This is a genomic window from Streptomyces sp. NPDC026515, from assembly GCF_055567595.1.
The window spans coordinates 1-17978 of sequence record NZ_JBVHQD010000034.1 but is presented as its reverse complement, the minus strand read 5'-3'; the positions used below and the strand labels follow the sequence as shown (position 1 = coordinate 17978).

12 protein-coding genes and 4 pseudogenes are annotated in these 17978 nt (G+C 68.6%); 10 read left to right on the top strand and 6 right to left on the bottom strand.

All coding sequences use genetic code 11. The annotated features are described in order from the left end of the window. Positions 1–8 precede the first annotated feature (8 nt). Complete coding sequence (locus ACZ4O3_RS41265) at positions 9–1073, bottom strand: sugar ABC transporter substrate-binding protein (RefSeq protein WP_467727484.1); 1065 nt, start codon at positions 1071–1073, stop codon at positions 9–11. A 344-nt stretch (positions 1074–1417) separates the two neighbouring features. Next, positions 1418–2023 (bottom strand): annotated as a pseudogene (locus ACZ4O3_RS41260) (5-methyltetrahydropteroyltriglutamate--homocysteine S-methyltransferase); the annotation flags it as partial. Positions 2024–2034: 11 nt separating this feature from the next. On the opposite strand from ACZ4O3_RS41260, the pseudogene ACZ4O3_RS41255 reads away from it, so the two are divergent. From ACZ4O3_RS41255 to ACZ4O3_RS41225, 7 genes and pseudogenes are all read left to right on the top strand, one after another. Further along, positions 2035–2276 (top strand): annotated as a pseudogene (locus ACZ4O3_RS41255) (hypothetical protein); the annotation flags it as partial. A gap of 442 nt (positions 2277–2718) precedes the next feature. Then, the gene (locus tag ACZ4O3_RS41250) at positions 2719–3741 is read left to right on the top strand and encodes a LacI family DNA-binding transcriptional regulator (RefSeq protein ID WP_467727555.1); all 1023 of its coding nucleotides are present in this window, start codon (positions 2719–2721) and stop codon (positions 3739–3741) included. Positions 3742–3882: 141 nt separating this feature from the next. Then, positions 3883–5124, top strand: coding sequence for a sugar ABC transporter substrate-binding protein (locus tag ACZ4O3_RS41245; RefSeq protein WP_467727483.1), 1242 nt, complete (start codon positions 3883–3885; stop codon positions 5122–5124). A gap of 7 nt (positions 5125–5131) precedes the next feature. Further along, positions 5132–6118 carry a carbohydrate ABC transporter permease gene (locus ACZ4O3_RS41240; RefSeq protein ID WP_467727481.1) on the top strand — a complete coding sequence of 329 codons (987 nt, stop codon included), beginning with the start codon at positions 5132–5134 and terminating at the stop codon, positions 6116–6118. Continuing rightward, positions 6115–6939, top strand: coding sequence for a carbohydrate ABC transporter permease (locus tag ACZ4O3_RS41235; protein WP_467727479.1), 825 nt, complete (start codon positions 6115–6117; stop codon positions 6937–6939). The genes ACZ4O3_RS41240 and ACZ4O3_RS41235 overlap by 4 nt, the downstream gene beginning before the upstream one ends. A 77-nt stretch (positions 6940–7016) precedes the next feature. Further along, positions 7017–8756: an amylo-alpha-1,6-glucosidase gene (locus ACZ4O3_RS41230; protein WP_467727478.1), complete on the top strand. Its 1740-nt coding sequence runs from the start codon at positions 7017–7019 to the stop codon at positions 8754–8756. Positions 8757–9745: 989 nt separating this feature from the next. Beyond that, entirely contained in the window at positions 9746–10018 is a 273-nt protein-coding gene (locus ACZ4O3_RS41225) for an acetyl-CoA synthetase (protein WP_467727476.1), read from the top strand. A gap of 42 nt (positions 10019–10060) precedes the next feature. Here ACZ4O3_RS41225 and ACZ4O3_RS41220 read toward each other — a convergent pair whose 3' ends face one another. The 3 genes from ACZ4O3_RS41220 to ACZ4O3_RS41210 form a co-directional block, all read right to left on the bottom strand. Next, entirely contained in the window at positions 10061–12700 is a 2640-nt protein-coding gene (locus ACZ4O3_RS41220; RefSeq protein WP_467727474.1) for a beta propeller repeat protein, read from the bottom strand. 130 nt (positions 12701–12830) lie between these two features. Then, positions 12831–13175 carry a hypothetical protein gene (locus ACZ4O3_RS41215; RefSeq protein WP_467727473.1) on the bottom strand — a complete coding sequence of 115 codons (345 nt, stop codon included), beginning with the start codon at positions 13173–13175 and terminating at the stop codon, positions 12831–12833. 427 nt (positions 13176–13602) lie between these two features. Further along, a protein-coding gene (locus tag ACZ4O3_RS41210; protein ID WP_467727553.1) for an IS5 family transposase occupies positions 13603–14426 on the bottom strand; the annotation gives its coding sequence in 2 pieces (ribosomal slippage) (positions 13603–14066 and positions 14066–14426; 825 coding nt in all). Between the two features lie 244 nt (positions 14427–14670). Between ACZ4O3_RS41210 and ACZ4O3_RS41205 the strand changes: the two genes are divergently transcribed. Both ACZ4O3_RS41205 and ACZ4O3_RS41200 read left to right on the top strand, forming a co-directional pair. After that, positions 14671–15297 (top strand): DinB family protein, encoded by a 627-nt coding sequence (locus tag ACZ4O3_RS41205; RefSeq protein WP_467727471.1) that lies wholly within the window; start codon positions 14671–14673, stop codon positions 15295–15297. Between the two features lie 173 nt (positions 15298–15470). After that, positions 15471–15689: pseudogene (locus ACZ4O3_RS41200) on the top strand (transposase); the annotation flags it as partial. Between the two features lie 69 nt (positions 15690–15758). Here the strand turns inward: ACZ4O3_RS41200 and ACZ4O3_RS41195 are convergent. Next, a pseudogene (locus tag ACZ4O3_RS41195) lies at positions 15759–17264 on the bottom strand (ISL3 family transposase). A 172-nt stretch (positions 17265–17436) separates the two neighbouring features. Here ACZ4O3_RS41195 and ACZ4O3_RS41190 point away from each other — a divergent pair. Then, positions 17437–17886 carry a hypothetical protein gene (locus tag ACZ4O3_RS41190; RefSeq protein ID WP_467727469.1) on the top strand — a complete coding sequence of 150 codons (450 nt, stop codon included), beginning with the start codon at positions 17437–17439 and terminating at the stop codon, positions 17884–17886. Positions 17887–17978 lie beyond the last annotated feature (92 nt).

Genomic DNA, 17978 nt, shown 5'->3' with positions numbered 1-17978 from the left:
AAGGCAGGTCAGCCGAGGTGGTTGCCCCAGAGCGACGTGTCGTCGCTCTTGACGCTGGGGACGCCGCCGTAAGTGCCGCCGTCGACGGTGACCAGGGGAGCAGCGAGCTGGTCCTCCAGCAGACCGTCACGGACCTGGATGATCGTGCTGTCGTGGTCGGTCTTGCCCGGCTTGAACGTCTTCCCGTCGATCGCGGCCTTGAGGTAGTACAGGGCGTACTTGGCGTAGAGGTCGGCGGGCTGGGAGACGGTGGCGTCGATCTTGCCGGCGGCGATGTCCTTGAGCTCCTCGGGGATGCCGTCGTTGGACACGATGAAGACGTGCTTCCCGTCCTTCGGATCTACCAGCAGGCCCTTTTGCTTGAGTACCTGCAGCGTGCCGGACAGGGCGAAGCTGGACTCCATGTAGACGCCCTTGACATCCGGGTTGGCGGTCAGGTCCGTCTGCAGCTTCTGCGCGGCGACCGCGCCGTCCCAGTTCGTGGCCTCGCCGAGCACCTTGATGCCGGGGTAGCTCTTCCTCATGCAGTCGTTGAACGCCTCGGTGCGGTCACGGCCGTTGATCGAGTCGAGGCCGCCCTCCAACATGACGACTTTGCCCTTGCCGCCGAGCTTCGTGCCGAGGAACTGGCAGGCCTTCTCGCCGTAGGCGCGGTTGTCGGCCCGCACCACCATGAACACCCTGCCACTGTCGGGACGGGTGTCGACGGTGACGACGGGTATCTTCTTCGCCTCCAGCTGGGCCAGGGTCGGCGCGATCGCGGCGGTGTCCTGCGGCGCCATCGCGATGCCCTTGACGCCCTGGCTGATGAACGTCTGCGCGTCGGCGGTGAGCTTGGCGACGTCGTTCTGGGAGTTCGTGGTCTTGAGGGACAGGCCGAGCTGCTTCGCGAAGTCGGGCGTGTACTTGATGTACGAGTTCCAGAAGTCGGTGTCCGACCGAGGGTAGTCCACGCCCACGAGCGGCTTGTCGCTCGACGAGGCGGAGGTGCCGGAGCCGCTGCTGCACGCGCTGAGCAGCGTCAGCGCACAGGCGACGGACGCGGTGGAGCTGAGTGCGGTTCTGAGTCTCATGGGTACTTCCTCGCGCTGGTCCCGGAGCGGGGTTGTTACGCCGATGCGACGGTTGGGTGTCGCTGGCTGAGAGATGGGATGTTTATAGGCCGGGCCTAACTGGGTTGTCTAGAGGCGGGGTGAAGGCGCCGGAGAATCCACTAGAACGTCGAATCGAGGGCCGTATCATGGGATGTCGATGACAGATCCATCCCATCAATATGATGAACCTGTGATGGGATGTCTGTTGCGCCCGCACCGGTCGGCGGCCGCGCCGGTGCGCGCCAGGGTGTGCGGCAGTAAGCCGATCAGAGCGCGTCCGCGCGCCCCGGGCTGACCGGTGGGTGCCCGTCGGGGCGTCACCTGTGCGAGCGGGCCGCATCAAGGCTGATGACGTCGGCGTCGAGGTTGTCGATGGCCCGGACGAGGTCGCCGAACTGGGCGTGGCACATGTGGGTGTGGATCTGGGTGTGCGACCCAACTCCGCTGGTTGAGCCGGAACGCCCTGGTGGCCCATGCCCAGTAGGCCGGTCGATCGGTGGCCCGCAGCGCGAGCGTCACGCACGGCGCGGGCCCGTCGACCTGGATCACTCAAGATCCCGGAGGCTTCTGGGTCGCCCATCTCGTCGCGCGGGGCAAGGCCGACCTTGCGGGCGGTGTCGCCGAGGGACTGGTTGCCGCGGACGAAAGAACCAGGCGAGCACGGTGACCGGTCCGGTGAGCACGCCGTTGACCGGGCCCGATGTGAGCGACTGGGCACACGTCGTCCAGCGCACGGTCATCGGCTCAGGGCGGCAGATGTCGCGGACCAGGATCGGCGGACGGACGCAGTGGCTGCCGTAGGAGTGCACCCAGTCGTGCTGCGTCGCGAGGTATCCCGTCAACTGCTCGGCGAAGTACTGGTCCACGTCGTCGCGTTCGGCCTCGCCAGGCACGAGGGTGCCGAGCCCCGCCTCCTCCTGGCAGGAGATGTCTTTTCGGCGTGCATCCCGACCGACGGCACGCGCGCCTGGCCGAGGTGGTACCCGCTCGCGGCTCGGACTGCCTCGACGTGTGCGAACACGCCAACGTGATCGTCGTCCAGCCTTCCGCCGCCGCCGCCGCCCGCACCGCAGGCGCCGGCCCGGTCTGGTCCGGCCTCGTCAACGACCCCGACGCCACCGAGGGCATCGCCGCCCCCGGATAGCCGGTGGTCCCGTCATCGCTCCCTGCCCCGACGTCGTCCCGCAGCGGCAGCCGCGCCTCGCGAACCGATGGAACAACTGCCGGACCGTCACTTTCCGCCGGACGAAATGTCGAGCCGGTTCGATCGAGAGCCCGCCGCAGCAGGAGAAGTCGTCCGGCCGGCGGGAGGGTGGGCCGCTCGGTTCCCACGGAGGAGCGGAACGCCCTGCGGTCGCCGGAAGGATCACGTCATCGAACCGGTTCGGGGAAGCTGGCACTGCGGAATCCTGGCCATCGATCCCCCGACTGGAAAGAGAACCGAACCTTCTACCAGATATGAAAGTCTCGTCGGGGGCGTTGACAGTCGATGCCGCTGTTCCTACCTTCACTTCACGCGAACCGGTTCGACGATCGGATCCGCGTCACGTCCACCACCCACTCTCATGAGCCGATGAGTACTCTCTCCACCGAGAAGTCGAACCGGTTCGGGCCAGGAGCCAGCGTGAACATCGGTGAGATCGCCCGGCAGGCCGGTGTCTCGCGGAGCACCGTTTCGTACGCGCTCAGCGGCAAGCGCCCGGTCTCGGACGACACGCGCCGGAAGATCCAGCAGGTCATCGACGAGTTGGGCTACCGCCCGAACGCGAGCGCCCGGGCCCTTGCCAACGGCCGCACCAACACGATCGGGTTGGTCTTCCCGCCGGCGGGCAACCACTACACCGGGATGCAGCTGGATTTCATCGGCAGTGTGGTGGAGGCCGCGGCGGCCTACGACTACGACGTACTTCTGTCGCCGAGCGGTGTGGACAGCGACCGTTCTTTCCAACGGCTGCTGGGGGAGCGACGGGTCGACGGTGCGATCCTGATGGAGATCAGGCTGGCGGACGACCGGGTCGACCACCTGGCGGAACTGGGCTTTCCCTCGGTCGCCATCGGCCGTACCGCCCACCCGGAGGGCGGCTGGTGGGTGGGGCTGGACCACACCGCGCTGACCGCGGCGTGCGTGCACCACCTGGCGGACCTCGGCCACCGCAGGGTCGCCTTCGTGAACCGGCCCGAACAGCTGTTGCGGGCCGGGTACGAGTCCGCGCACCGCGGCCTGGACGGCTTCACCAAGGCCGCGGCCGAGCGCGGTCTGACCGTGCGGACGTACAGCTGCGGGGACGACGCCGCATCCGGCCAGGCCTGCCTGGAAAAGATCCTGCACGACGAGCCGGCCACCACCGGTCTGGTCACGCTGAACGAGGCCGCGCTGGGCGGGCTTTACCGGGGGCTCACCGAGGCGGGCCGTCATGTGCCGCGCGATTTCTCCGTTACCGGAGTCGTGGCCGGCCGGTGGGCGGAGACGGTGACCCCGCAGCTCACCGCCGCCGACGTACCGGCGGAGGAAATGGGTCGGCGCGCCGTCGACCTGCTGGTGGAGCGCCTCGACCATCCCGACGCGTCGCCGCGGCACCACCTCCTCGCCCCGCCGATCTCCCTGCGGGCCAGCACCGGGCCCGCAGGGACCGGTACCGCGCTCTGACCGTACCCGCGTAGCTCCGCTCCTCGATTCCCTTCACCTCACGCACGCCCGAACGGCCCGACAGTGCCGTTCGCCGTACCCGCCATTCCTCGCCGCCCCGTGCCTCGTCACCGGCATGCCCAGAACAAAGGAACCGTCACAATGAACAGCACCTCCAGACAGCGCCGTCTGACCGCCGCGGCCGTCGCCGCCGTGGCCGTGACCGCCACCGCCTGCTCCTCCGGCTCGGGCAGCAGCGACAGGAACAGCGCCGACAGCGGTGCGTACACCATCTGGGACCCGTACCCGCAGTTCGACAAGACCTCGGACTGGGCGAAGCTGCTTGACCAGTGCGGCACCAAGGCCGGAGTGGAGATCAAGCGGACCGGCTTCGACACCAGCGACCTGGGCAACAAGACGCTGCTGGCTGCGCAGCAGGGCAACTCGCCGGACATTCTCATCGTCGACAACCCGGTGGTGTCGACGCTGGCCGAGGCGGGCGTGCTCACCACGACCGACGAGAACGAGCTGGACACCTCTGAGATCGACCCCAACCTGCTCGCGGCCGGTCAGTCCGGCGGCAAGACCTACGGCACGCCGATCGGCGCCAACACCCTGGCCCTCTACTACAACAAGGACGTGCTGAAGGAGGCCGGCGTGGACATCGCCGCGATCAAGGACTGGAACACGCTGACGGCGGCGCTGGCCAAGGTCAAGAAGGCCGGCAAGAAGGGCATCACCTTCTCGGCGATCGGCACGGAGGAGGGCAGCTTCCAGTTCCTGCCGTGGTTCTGGGGATCGGGCGCGAAGCTGACCGAACTCGACTCCGTCCAGGCCGTGTCGGCGCTCTCGCTGTGGAAGGGCTGGCTGAAGCAGGGCTACGCCCCCAACTCGGTCCTCAACAACACCCAGACCACCAGCTGGCAAGAGTTCGCCAGCGGCGACTACGCGTTCAGCGAGAACGGCACCTGGCAGCTCGCCAACGCCAAGAAGGCCGGCTTCGACTACGGCGTACTGCCCATCCCCGGCGTGAACGGAGGTAACGCCGCAGCCCCGACCGGCGGCGAGTTCGTGACCATCCCGGTCCAGAAGGACACCGTCCGCTACGCCACCTCACAGAAGCTGGCCACCTGCCTGACCAGCACCGCCAACCTCTACACCACCGACACCACCCTGTCCTACGTGGCCCCGACCGGCGAGGTCCAGGACAAGCAGGTGGCCGCGAACGCCGAGCTGAAGCCGTGGGTCGAGGCGGTCAAGGCGGCCAGGGGCCGCACCAGTGACGACCTGGGCACCAAGTACCCCAAGATCTCCGAGCAGATGTGGAAGGCCGTCCAGTCCGCCCTCAGCGGGTCCACGTCGCCCAAGGACGCGCTGGCGTCGGCGCAGGCCGGGGCCAAGTGACGAACCGATGAAGCAGACGACACATCCGCCGGACCACCGGTCCGAGCGCGTCCGGAACGGGGCGGCACCCGCCGCCACCCTGCCCCGAGCCCGCAGCGGGACACGCCCCCGGCCCACCTCCTCCCAGTGGGCCGCCTGGGGATTCCTTGCCCCGGTGACCCTCTATCTCGCCCTCTTCTACGCCTATCCGCTCTACCGCAACCTCGACCTGAGTCTGCGCGACTACACCGTCCGCTCGTTCGTCCAGGGCGACGCGCCGTTCGCGGGCCTGGCGAACTACCGTAAGGTCTTCGACGATCCGACCTTCGCCCCAGCCCTGCTGCACACCGCGGTCTTCACCGCCGTGTGCCTGGTTTTCCAGTACGCCATCGGGCTCGTCCTCGCCGTTTTCTTCAACCAGAACTTCCGGCTGTCGGGGACCCTGCGCGCCCTGTTCCTCGTACCGTGGCTGCTGCCGCTGATCGTGTCGGCCTCCACCTGGTCGTGGATGCTCAACAGCGAGTCGGGCGTCGTCAACGCCGTCCTGCACGCCATCGGCATCGGGCCGGTGAACTGGCTGACCTCCCCCTCCTGGTCGCTGATCTCGGTGATCATCGCGAACATCTGGATCGGCGTCCCGTTCAACCTGGTCGTCCTCTACAGCGGCCTCCAGTCCATCCCCGCCGGCCTGTACGAGGCCGCCGCCCTCGACGGGGCGGGAGCCTGGCGCCGGTTCTGGTCCATCACCTTCCCGCTGCTGCGCCCGGTGTCCGCGATCACCCTGCTCCTGGGGCTGGTCTACACGCTCAAGGTCTTCGACATCATCTGGATCATGACCAAGGGCGGCCCGGCGGACTCCTCCACCACCTTCGCCACCTGGTCGTACCAGCTCGGCTTCGGCGACCTCCTGCCGGCCTTCGGCCCGGGCGCAGCCGTCGGCAACCTGCTCGTGGTCGCCGCCCTGGTCTTCGGCCTGGTCTACGTCCGCGTACAGAGAAGGCAGGCGCTGTCATGAGCCGCATACGCAGGCGTACCTGGGTCAGGACCACGATCGGCGTCGTGCTGACCGGGATCATGCTCTTCCCGGTCTACTGGATGGTCAACGTCTCCCTCACCCGTGACCAGGACATGCGCAAGAGTCCCCCGGACCTGCTGCCGCTGCACGGCACCCTGGCCGGCTACCGCACGGTCCTCGACGACCAGTTGCCCTACCTCGGCACCAGCCTCGTCATCGGTCTGGGCACCGTCGTCCTGTCCGTCGCCCTGTCCGCGCCCGCCGGTTACGCGCTGGCCAAGCTGCGTCCGCGCGGCGGCGGCATCCTCGGCTTCGTCCTGCTGGCCGCCCAGATGATCCCCGGCATCATCATGGCGATGGGCTTCTACGCCATCTACCTCCAGCTCGGCCTGCTCCAGACGGTCCCCGGCCTGATCGTCGCCGACTCGACCCTGGCCGTCCCCTTCGCGGTGCTGATCTTCACCGCGTTCATGTCCGGCATCCCCGGCGAACTTCTCCAGGCCGCGCAGGTGGACGGAGCCAAGGCCCTGCGCACCTTCTGGTCCGTCGTGCTGCCGATGAGCCGCAACGCCGTCGTCACGGTGTCCCTGTTCGCTTTCCTGTGGTCCTGGTCCGACTTCGTCTTCGCCAGCACCCTGGTCAACGGCGGCGCCCATGAGCCGATCACCCTCGGCATCTACCACTACATCGGCAACAACAACCAGCAGTGGAACGCGATCATGGCCACCGCCGTGGTGGCGTCTCTTCCGGCCGCGGTGATCCTCGTCCTCGCCCAGCGGTACGTCGCCGCCGGGGTGACCGCCGGCGCCGTCAAGGACTGAACCGCTCAACCCGCCGGCACGACCGGCCAGTCGCCAGTCCGCTACTGCCCCCTGCTCCAGAAACGAGTCACGCCACCATGACCGCCGCCTCGTCCGGCCCGGCCTTCTCCGTCCACGACATCCCGTTCAGCACCTACGGATCCTGGTTCGACATCTCACCGGTGGTGGCGGAGAAGACACACACCGAGGACCTCCACCTCGTGTCGCACCAGAACGGCATGCACGGAGTCCTGCGCCTGGTCCCGCTGAACACCACGGCTGAGGGCGAGTGCGCCGAGGCTCGCGTCGAGGCGACACCGTGCCTGCTCAGCTGGATCGGCGAGGGCGGGCGCGTCGACCTAGCGTACGAGTCGCCGGAAATCGTACGCCTGCGGGGCAGCGGCCTGGGCATCGGCGTCTTCGCCGCCGCCAAGGCCCTGACACCGTTCAGCGGAACGTACTTCTTCCACGACCCGGCGGCGGACGGGCACGTGTTCACGTCGTACGAGACCGGGCGCCGCTACCGCGTCACCTTGCTGTCCGGCACCCTGGCCGAGGTGGCCGGAGCGCAGGCCCTGGGCAGCGCCGACCGCGGTGTCGCCGTGACCGTGGACGCGGACGGGACCTGGGAGATCGCGATCGACGAACTCGACACCGCGCGCCCGCCGTACGTGTCCTCGGGGACCTTCGACGACGTCGTGGAGTCCGCGCGGCGTGCGTTCGCGGACTTCGTGGACGCGGTGGCACCCTGGCGTTCGGCCGCCACTCCGGCGGCCGAACTCGCCGCCTACGTCGTCTGGTCGGCGACCGTACGGCCGGCGGGCCTGGTCACCCGGCCCGCCGTGCTGATGTCCAAGCACTGGATGGACAAGGTCTGGAGCTGGGACCACTGCTTCAACGCCCTCGCTCTGGCCCGTGGTTGTCCCGAACTCGCCCTGGACCAGTTCGCCCTGCCCTTCGACCACCAGGACGCCGGCGGCGCTCTGCCCGACTCGGTCACCCACTCCGAGGTTCTGTACAACTTCGTCAAGCCGCCCATCCACGGCTGGGCCTTCGGCCACCTCCGCCGCTTCCTGCCGACACCTCCCGACCAGGAGCAACTGACCCAGGTGTATGACCGGTTGGAGCGCTGGACCGCCTTCTGGCTCACCGCGCGACGGACCCCCGGCGCCGAACTGGCCCACTACCAGCACGGCAACGACAGCGGCTGGGACAACGCCACCCCCTTCGACCCCGAGCGCGTGGTCGTCACCGCCGACCTGGCCGCCTTTCTCGTGCTCCAACTGCACGAACTCGCTCAGTTGGCCGAGGAACTGGGCAAGGAGGACGTGGCACGCCGTTGGACGGCCGCAGCCGAGAAGACACAGACCGCACTGCTCGACGAGCTCTGGACCGGAGAGCGGTTCGTCACCCGGGGGGTCGCCAGTGGGGACACCTGGACCAGCGCCAGCCTCCTCGACCTGATGCCCATCGCGCTGGGCGAGCACCTGCCCGACGAGATCAGCAGTGTGCTGGCCGACCGCATCAAGGCCCACCTCACCCCGTATGGGCTGGCCACTGAACTGACCACCTCGCCGCACTACCTCGCCGACGGCTACTGGCGCGGCCCGATCTGGGCCCCCGCCACCGTCCTAGTCGAGGACGGCCTGCGTCGCGCCGGACACCACCGGCTGGCCGACGATGTCAGCGCCCGGTTCCGCGCCCTGTGCGAGACCCACGGCTTCGCCGAGAACTTCGACGCCGTCACCGGAACGGGCCTGCGCGACCGCGCCTACACCTGGACCGCCAGCAGCTACCTCCTCCTCGCGGAGGCACACGCACGCCGGGACGGCCGCTGACCGGCCGCCTGCCACACACCCCCGGCTCCGGACGGGACCTGGTCGGGCGGCCGCGTCCGGCGCCGTCCGCCTGGCCGCTGGCCTCGACCCTGGTGCTCGCCCCGCCGCCCGGCTCCGCCGAGTCGGGGCCCCCTCCGGGGCCGCGGACACCAGCGTCACCGTCGACTTCGCCACCGCCGGCGGCGCCCCGGCTCGCACGCCCCGGCATGATCTACGGTATGACGCCGGACGGTTCGCTCCCGCAGGACCACTTGCGGCGCCTCCGAATCCGGGATCGAGGGCCGCACCATGGTCGACGACGGCTGCCGGACTGTCCGCGAGTACAGCCCCTGCCCGGCCGGCCCCTGAGCGCCCGACTGACCGTCACCACCCGGCGATCCGTGAACGTACAGTCAGGAAGACCACCCGCGGCGCCGACAGCCGCTGCCGTACCGCGCTGGCGCCGGGCCACTTACACCGTCCGCCCCGCCGGCCTTCGCCGGTGCCGTCATGCCGGTCGCCCAGCCGGTGGCCGTCACCGTCACCAGTGGGATCGTCGTCTCATTCGACCTGGGCATCCGCTGAGCCCCTCCTCCCCGGAACCGAACTATGGTCCAGGACGTCGCAGTGGTGTCCGGTCACGTGAGGGAGTGGTCATGATGAGGGAGGACTGCGGACACGGTCGAGGACCCTGGCCCTGGCTCGGAGCCGCCCTGGTCGCCCTCTCCTGTCTCGTGACTGCCTGCGGGAACGGCGGCGGCTCGGAAGCGGACTCGACACGGTCGTCTCGCCCTTCCGCCCGTCCGGTCACCCCCACGCCCTCGGAGAGCAGCTCCGGCACACCCGGATCCCCGCCCTCGCCGTCCCCAACGGCCTCGACGAAGGCGCCGTCGCCCCCTTCGAAACAACCCTCCCCCCCTCCCGGGACGGCCTCCGCGTCCCCGGGTTGCGCCGCCGGACATGCACAGGTCACGGTCTCTCCCGGTGACGCGCCCGAACAGCGGTTGTGTGTGCGGCCCGGGATCGTGGTGTCCCTCGTCCTCAAGCCCCGGACGGACGACAGGCGGTGGACGGCCGTCCAGAGCTCTGCGCCGGTGTTCGTCGTGGCGTCCGGATGGCAGCTGGACGGGAAGGGGAACGCCCACTCCTCGCTGCGTTGCGCAGGCACCCGGGGCGGCACGGCCAAGGTCACCGCGCTGGCCAAGGCTCCGGATGTGGCGGGCGCGGCGAAGGTCGCCTTCACGCTCGACGTGAGTGTGGTGCCGTACACGACGGAGCGGTGACCCCGAAAGCCGGGATCACCGCTCCGTCCGCTGCTGCTGCGCTCAGTCGCAGTCGCGCACCTTGACGGAGTAGATGCCGCGGCCGTGGCTGGCCGCGTACAGGGTCGTGCCGTCGGGGCTCAGCTTCAGCTGGAGCACGGCGACGGCCGGGAGTGAGCCGATGCGCTGCCACTTGGTGTGGCCCGGGGCGCGGTAGACCACGCCGAGGTCGGTGGCGACGGCGAGGCCGCCGTTCGGGGTGACGATCGCCGAGTTGGTCGGCACGTCAGGGAGGTTGGCGGAGATGTCCTTCCAGGTGGTGCCTCCGTCGGTGGACTCGAAGACGTGGCCGACGCCGGCGCCGGGGCCCTCGGTCCAGTGCCGGGAGAAGCCGTTGACCGCGAGGAAGACGTGGTCGGAGTCCTTCGGGTCGACGGCGAAGCCGCTGAGGTAGCGGTTGGGTACGGTGCCGGTGGCCGGCAGGCTGATGTCGTGCCAGCCGGTGCCGTCCGCGTTGCCGACGGAGATGCCGCGGGCGAAGCCCTGGTCGTTGCAGGGGCCGCACCAGGCTGCGTAGACCTTGCCGCCCGAGGCGGCGACGGCGGTCGCGGTACGTCCGGCACCGAGGTCGTAGGCGCTCTTCCACTCCGAGCCGCTGCGAATGGCGTAACCATGGGTCTGCACCCACACGTGCCGGCCGCCGGCAATCCAGGTGTTGCTGTCCTTGGCATCGGTGGCGAGCGGGGCGATGAAGCGGGCCTCGCTGGTGGCGTTGTCGGCCGGGGCGACGTTGTACGAGGTGGCCTTGCTCGCGTCGGTAATCCAACTGCCGTTGTTGACCGCACAGTTCTGCGTGATCTGGACGGCGAGGTAGACGTATTCCTCGGCGATGTTGCAGCCGTTGGTGGGATCGGTGAGTGTGTCGCCGCCGTCGCCGCCGAAGTTGGAGCCCATCACGGTGTCGCTGCTGCGCAGCACGGACTGGCCGTTGTCCTGCAGACCGCCGGTGACGGAGACGCCGCCGTGGTCCAGGTCGTTGCCGATGCCGACCGAGTAGTACTGGAGGGTGTCGATGGTGCCGTCGTTGAGGGAGGTCCAGTCGGTGGCGTGGCCGGAGGCGTCCTGGGAGCCGTTGACGGGGCGCTTGTAGGCGCCGCCGTCGTTACCGACGTACACGAAGCTCTTGCCGTGGTAGCGGCCGATGGCGACACCGTGCTGGTCGGAGTGGGTGGTCTGGTTGCAGTCGCCGGTCTGCTCGGCCGGGTCGATGCTCCAGCAGGGAAAGGTGAAGTTCCAGTACGGACCGACGGTCGACCAGGTGCTGCCGCCGTCCTTGGACTCGTAGACCTCCTCCAGGCCCGCGTACACGTGCTTGGGGTTCGCCGGGTCGACGGTGAGGAACTGATTGTACCAAGCCTGCACGCCCGGCATGTAACCGGCGGTCGTCAGTGCCGAGTTGTCGGCGGCCAGTTGCTTGTAGTCGGCGACCTTCGTCCAGGGCCCGAACGGGGAGGCGGCGCTGTAGATGCCTTCCAGGCCGCTGTCCGGGTTGGATGCCAGCTGCTCGGGTGACTGGTCGATGGCGTAGTAGCGCGAGCCGTCGGCGGAGCGGGCGAAGGTGACCGTGCCGACGTTGTCCGCGTCGGTCGGCAGGTCGCCGAAGCCGCTGGTGATCCGTGTCCAGGTGCCCTTGGAGTCCTTGGCGAAGAAGCCGTTGTAGTCGTCGCCGCTGCGCCAGCCGACTGCGAGGATCACCTTCGAGGGATCCTTGGGGTCGATGGCGATGTCGTTGGTGATGTTCTTGTACGCGGCGCTGTCGTCGGCCGCCTTCGAACCGCCCGGCAGATACTCGGGGTTGGGCGCGTACTCCAGCTTCCAGGCACCCTTCAGGGTCTTGGTGGAGTGGCTCCACACGCCCTCACTCGTCGCCGCCCACACCTTGCCGCCGCCGAACCGCAGCTGGCGGATGGTGGTGGACTCCAGCTGATCGCCGCCGACCCGGCTGCGGGAGGAGAAGGTGCCGTGGTGCGGGTCGGACAGGACGTAGACGCCGCTGCCGAGGTACGCGTCCGCGTTGGTGTTGGCCTCGCCGGTACCCAGCCACAGCCGGCCTCCGGGATCGAGGGCGAGCGCTCCGGTGGACTGTGAGGGCAGCTTGTCGCTGATGGGTTTCCAGTGCCCGCCGCCGCGCTTGGACCGCCAGACGCCACCGCCCGCGCTGCCCGCGTACACGTATCCGTCGTCGTCGGCGGCCATCGCGGCCATCCGGCCGGTGACATTGCCCGAGCCGCCGCTGGAGTTGGAGTCGATGTCGCGGTAGCGGGAGTCGTCGGAGTCGTACGGAAGGTTGGTGACGTTACGCCAACTCCCGCCGGTTCTGGGAAGGGCGGACAAGCTGCTCCAGGCGGCGCCGTACGCGCCCGGCGCGACGATGCCGGGCGAGGTGCGGGCCTCGGCGTACTGGTCCGCGCCCTCGGCTATCTCATCGGCCTCGTTGCCGTCGTCGCCGTCCTCCGCCTTCACCTTCGGGCTCAGGGCCCCCACCGACTGCGCGCGTTCCGCGGCCAGTTGCTTGAGCGCGCGAACCCCGAAGGGGCTGCCGTTGCCGCCGGACGCGCCGCTCGCGGGTATCGCGATGAGGCCGGCGGACGCGGTGATGGCACAGATTGTGAGCCATCGTCTTCTATGGGTTGGTTCCGACATCAGATCCTCCGAAAACGGGTGGTCGCACTGCCGTCGTGGGAGACCTGATCACGCGCGGGCGGGAACGGCCGACGTTTGGAGAAGTCTTTGAACGTAACCTGTCACGAAGCCGCTGTCAGGAGTCGGCGGCTCATCTGAAGGTCTGGAGCGAAAGGGCGGCGAGGGCCGGCGAGGTGCTGCCGGAGATCAGCGGCGGGACCTGGCCGCCGCTTCTCCAGGCGAGCCCCGCCCACGCGCCGGCGAGGAGGATCGCCGAGCCGGTGGCGCCCTGGTAGAGGCCCTGGGCGGTGCCCTGTTGGCGGTCGGGTACTAGGTTGGAGATCCATGCCTTGCCCAGGCCGTCGGTGCAGGCGTTGAAGCCGCCGTACAGCGTCAGCACCACGAACACCGCCCAGGGAGCGTCGACCAGAGCGGGGCCGAGGTATCCGATGGCGAAGAAGAGGAGTGCGGCGGCGAGGATGAGCGGGCGGGGCACCCGGTCGGAGAGGGCTCCGGGGGGAGCGGGGGTCGCGGACGGCGGCGACCCGGGCGGTCGAGGCGTCGGCTGGGATCACCGCAACCCAGAACAGCGGGCGCGGACGATGATCGAGCGCCTCGCACAGGGCCAGGCCGATCAGCGGGCGCGCGGACCGTCGTGGTCCCTGCTACGCCTACGAGGTCAGCCGACGCAATCCGCCCACCTGCTGCATCACGGCGTGGGCAGAGCAGTAATCTCGCGAAGGAGCGGGAGTTCCTCCGGACTGCGGCACGTCGGCCGGGAGAACTGCCTGGCAGATGCCGCCTGATCAAGCCTTGTGCCACTCGGCGCCCTGGCGTGCGTCGACGAGCGCTGGGGGCGACGGCCGGCTGCTGCACGCAGCCCGCTGGTGTGATGCGCCGGAAGTCGCGGGCTTAAGAACTCCTCAACAAAGTGCGAGGTTCTTGAGTCGGCGCCAGTGGATGATTCCGCAGGCCAGGCTGAGGAAGGCTTCGTGGATGTCGTCGCGGATCTCCCAGCGGATGCGTAACCGGCGGAACCGGTGCAGCAGCGCGAAGCGCTGCTCGACCGCCCACCGGTGCACGCCCAGCTCTGATCCGTGTTCGGTGCCGCGCCGTGCGATGAGCGGGGTGATTCCGACAGCCCGGACCTGCTTGCGGTACTTGTCGTGGTCGTCACCGCGGTCGGCGTAGATGGTGTCCGGCCGTCGGCGGGGGTGCCCGCGTCGCCCGCGCACCGGCGGGACGGCCTCGATCAGAGGGATGAGCTGGGTGACGTCGTTGCGATTGCCGCCGGTCAGTGACACGGCCAGCGGAATGCCGTGCGCTTTGATGAGATGGTGTTTGGAGCCTGTTCGGGCACGGTCGACCGGGCTCGGTCCGGTTTTGGGCCGCCTTTCAGGGCCCGGACGTGGGAGCCGTCCATCACCGCCCGGGACCAGTCCAGGGCGCCGGCGGCGTTGAGCTCGGCCGGCAGCGACTCGTGCAGACGCTGCCAGACTTCGGCGTCGTTCCAGTCACGCAGGCGCCGCCAGCATGTCATCCCCGAACCGAAGCCCAGCTCCTGGGGCAGGAACTCCCACGGGACACCTGTGGAGAGCACGAACAGGATGCCGGACAGCACCTTTCGGTCATCCAGACGTTTGCGGCCCGGGTGATCCGGTCGGCGCGGCACGACCGGCAGTAACGGCTCGATCCGCGCCCACAGCTCATCCGGAACGATCCACGGCGGCTGCTGACCCTTCCTGATGTACCAGTCAACAGCCCCGTAACTCCCCACATTCCAAGGCCACTTTGTTAGGAATTCTAAGGGCGGTGCCTACCGTTGAACGGGACACCGACCACCCACTCTGTCCCGCTCGACCGTAGGCACCGCAGGTCAGACCCCCGCCCTGCCCCCAGTCAACTGGGACAGGAGGCCTTGACGCGGACTCCCTTGCGGTCGAGCGGTGGGGGATCGTGGCCTCATGGGGGCAAGACCGAGGAGGCGGCGGTTGACCGAGCCGACCGACCCGCCCATCCTGATCATCCCGACCACCCCGGAACCACCGTGCCCTGGAGCTGACATGGCTGACGTGATTGTGGCCGACCCCATCACGCGCGACATTCTCGCGATCTTCGAAAACGTACGGTACCGGCTGTTCGACCGCCTGGAGGATCTGACCGACGCTGAGTACCACTGGGAGCCGGTCCGCGACTGTATCAGCATCAGCCCCGGTGATGACGGTGTCTTCCGCGTCGCCACGCTGTTTCCGGAATCGCGTCCGGAGGCACCGGACCCCTTCACGACGATCGCCTGGCGCATCTGGCACATCGGCAGCCTCTGCCTGCGCGGCTATGTGACCCACTTCTTCGAGGACGTTCCCGAGCTCGGCGACCGCCACGAGTGGCCGGGCACCGCGAAAGAGGGCGTCCAGGCGCTGGCCGAGGACTGGGAGCACTTCATCTCCCGTATCGCAGCCCTCGGCGACAAGCGCCTCCTTGCGCCGATAGGCATGGGCCCAGGCGGTTGGGCTGATGAGACCTATCTGAAACTCGCGCTGCACGCTCTGAAAGAGGTCACACATCACGGGGGCGAGATCGGCCTGTTGCGCGACCTGTACCTGCGCGAAGGCGTCTGATTTGGCGGTAGGCGACCTTGTCCGGCGGCCGGGGTGCGGAGGCAGATCGTCGATCCGGTGGTGCTCGTCCAGATCGATGACGTCGTGGGTCACCGGTTGCCCTGACTACTGTGGCGTCCGGCGAACTGAGCACGTTCGTCAGTACCCATCTGGGGACCAGGACGCGTACGCCGACAAACGCGATCGAGTCGGTGAACGCCCGCATCCGCCGAGCGGTCAAGGCCCGTGGACACTTCCCCAACGAGCAGGCCGCCCTCAAATGCGTCTACATGGCGATCATGTCCCTCGATCCCACCGGCAAGGGCCAGGCCCGCTGGACCATGCGCTGGAAGACCGCACTGAACGTCTTCGACATCACCTTCGAGGGCCGTCTCTCAGCCGCCCGACAGTAACCCTCAACTACCCCAGTTACACCGCTCGTTTGGCTCTGCCCCGTAGTCGGTGGTGACGTCGAGTAGCAGTTAGGGCAGGAGGATGCGGTGGCGGAGGAGGTCGAAGCCGGCGCGTCCGTGCATCTGTCTCATGATCCTCTTGGTGCGGGTGTTGACGCCTTCGGTGCGGCCGTTGTGGTAGGGCAAGGTGAGGCCGGCGTTCACGGCGGACCGGTCGATTTCGCGACCGTTGGTGAAGCTGTGCAGGTGAGGCAGGTCGATGGCCCGGGCGGTCGTGATCCACTCGGTGAGTTTCACGTCGTTGCCCTCGGCCGGTTTCAGCAGGGTGGCGAAGCCGCGTATGAGATCGGCGAGTGTGGTCATCTCCGGGCAGGCCTCGGCGATCTTCTCCAGCAGGGTCGTTTCTTTCGGGTACAGGTTTTCGGGGTCGGTGAGCAGGCGACGGCTGGCGTGGCGTGGGGTGGTGACGGGGCGGTCACCTTCGGCGCGGCCCTGGTTGAGGTAGCGGACCAGCAGGTTGGCGCTGCCGGTGTAGCCCAACTCCCCCGGATCTCTTGGAGGAGGTGGGTGACCGGGACGCGGGATCCTCGGCGCGGCGTCGACGCAGGTGCTCGCGGTAGGGGTCGACGAGGGTAGGCCGGTAGGCGGGGGCGATGCGCAGGGCCTGGGGTTCGAGCATGCGGGCGTAGCGTTTGACGGTGTTCAGGGCCAGGTTGAGGCGGCGGGAGCAGTCGAGCAGGCCGACGCCTTGGCCGAGGAGATCGTGGATCTTGTTCCAGCGTTCGCGGGTGGTCTGCTCGCGTACTCCGCCGGGGCGGGGCGGGTTGATGGTGGCCCAGCATCCGACGTGGGCGCGAGCCTCGAGCTGGACTTTGTCGCAGAGATTTCGCCAGAGGTGCCATCGGTCGCTGACCTGCACCGCGTCGGGCAGGGCGCGGCGGACGGCCTCGGCATAGGTGGCCGAGCCGTCCCGGCACATGACCTCGACACCAGGATGTTCGCGCAGCCAGGACTCCAGAGTGGCCGCCTCGCGGTCGGGCAGGACCGCGACGCGCCGGCCGGTCTCGGCATCCGTGATGATCGTGGCGTAGCGGTGGCGGCGGCGCAGGGCGAAATCGTCCACGCCGATCACCCGCGGGACCGCCTGCTCCGGCAGCGGCAGGCGCCGCCGATGGCGCAGCGCGGTACTCCCGGAAACGGGCACGGCCAACAAGCCGGCCAGGCGTGCGGCCGCCCGGCCGCATAACTCCCGCGCCACCTGGGATATCTGCCCGGCAAGACACACCGTACGGCGCTGATGGCGCTCCAGCAGTCCGGGAATCTGCTCGCGGAAGGTCTGCCGCCGACAGCCCAGGACCGGACAGGCCAGCCGCCGTACGCGCAGGTGGACGACGACCTGGCGGCCGTCGACCGGCACGTCCCTCACCGTTCGGCGGTGATAACCGTGCACCTTCGCCGTCGGCGTCCCGCACACCGGACACGGCACCGCCACGTCCGGGTCCGGGCCGAGACCACCACCGCGTCACCACCGTCCGCCACGTCCTCGACGACCAGCACTGACAGCCCCGAAAACACCGTCCCATAAGGGAGTTGATATCCACCACAAGATCATGATCAACGGCAGCTACTCGACGTCACCACCGACTACGGGCCAGAGCCGCTCGTTTGACAGTCCCTAACGCAACGGCATTGGGTAGGCATCGTTTCTTTTGGCGGTTCGCGAGCCGAGCTGTGCAGGGATACTGCTGTGGTGCTGTTGACGTGGATTGCTGAGGTGGCGGACGAGCCTCTGGTGCTGGAACCCCTTGACCGGCGGATGGAGTGGGAGACGAACTCCTGGTCGCTGGGTGCGGCTGACGAGGACAGGAGTTCGTTGTCCGTTGCCGAGGTGGTGGCTGCCTTCAAGCGGACTGCTGCTGCCATCCAGGAACGCATTCGCGATCTGGGCTTCTCCGGGGTGGCGACGTTCTACGTGTGGCACGACAGGCAGGCAGGACAGCTCCGGTGCTCGACCGGTTCTGTGCCCCCGGATGCGTTGCCGTTCAGCCGTACCTATGTGGCTTCCGACGACCTCGGTCCGGTCGTCGAGGGATTTCTGGCAGACAGCGAGCCCGGCTTCATCGCCTGGTCGGACCTGGACGACGCACAGAACCTCTCGGAACAGACCGCGACCGAGCCAGAGATCAGGCCCTTCTGAGCTTGTTCCGCTTTGACGGACACCATCGGTGTGGTGGTCAGGCTGCGAGTGCGGTCTCGTATTCGGCGGGACTGCGGTAGCCGAGGCTGCTG

Coding starts and splice junctions, on each gene's coding strand:
- ACZ4O3_RS41220 (WP_467727474.1), bottom strand. CDS start 12,700: ATGTCGGAACCAACCCATAGAAGACGATGGCTCACAATCTGTGCCATC.
- ACZ4O3_RS41245 (WP_467727483.1), top strand. CDS start 3,883: ATGAACAGCACCTCCAGACAGCGCCGTCTGACCGCCGCGGCCGTCGCC.
- ACZ4O3_RS41230 (WP_467727478.1), top strand. CDS start 7,017: ATGACCGCCGCCTCGTCCGGCCCGGCCTTCTCCGTCCACGACATCCCG.
- ACZ4O3_RS41265 (WP_467727484.1), bottom strand. CDS start 1,073: ATGAGACTCAGAACCGCACTCAGCTCCACCGCGTCCGTCGCCTGTGCG.
- ACZ4O3_RS41235 (WP_467727479.1), top strand. CDS start 6,115: ATGAGCCGCATACGCAGGCGTACCTGGGTCAGGACCACGATCGGCGTC.
- ACZ4O3_RS41240 (WP_467727481.1), top strand. CDS start 5,132: ATGAAGCAGACGACACATCCGCCGGACCACCGGTCCGAGCGCGTCCGG.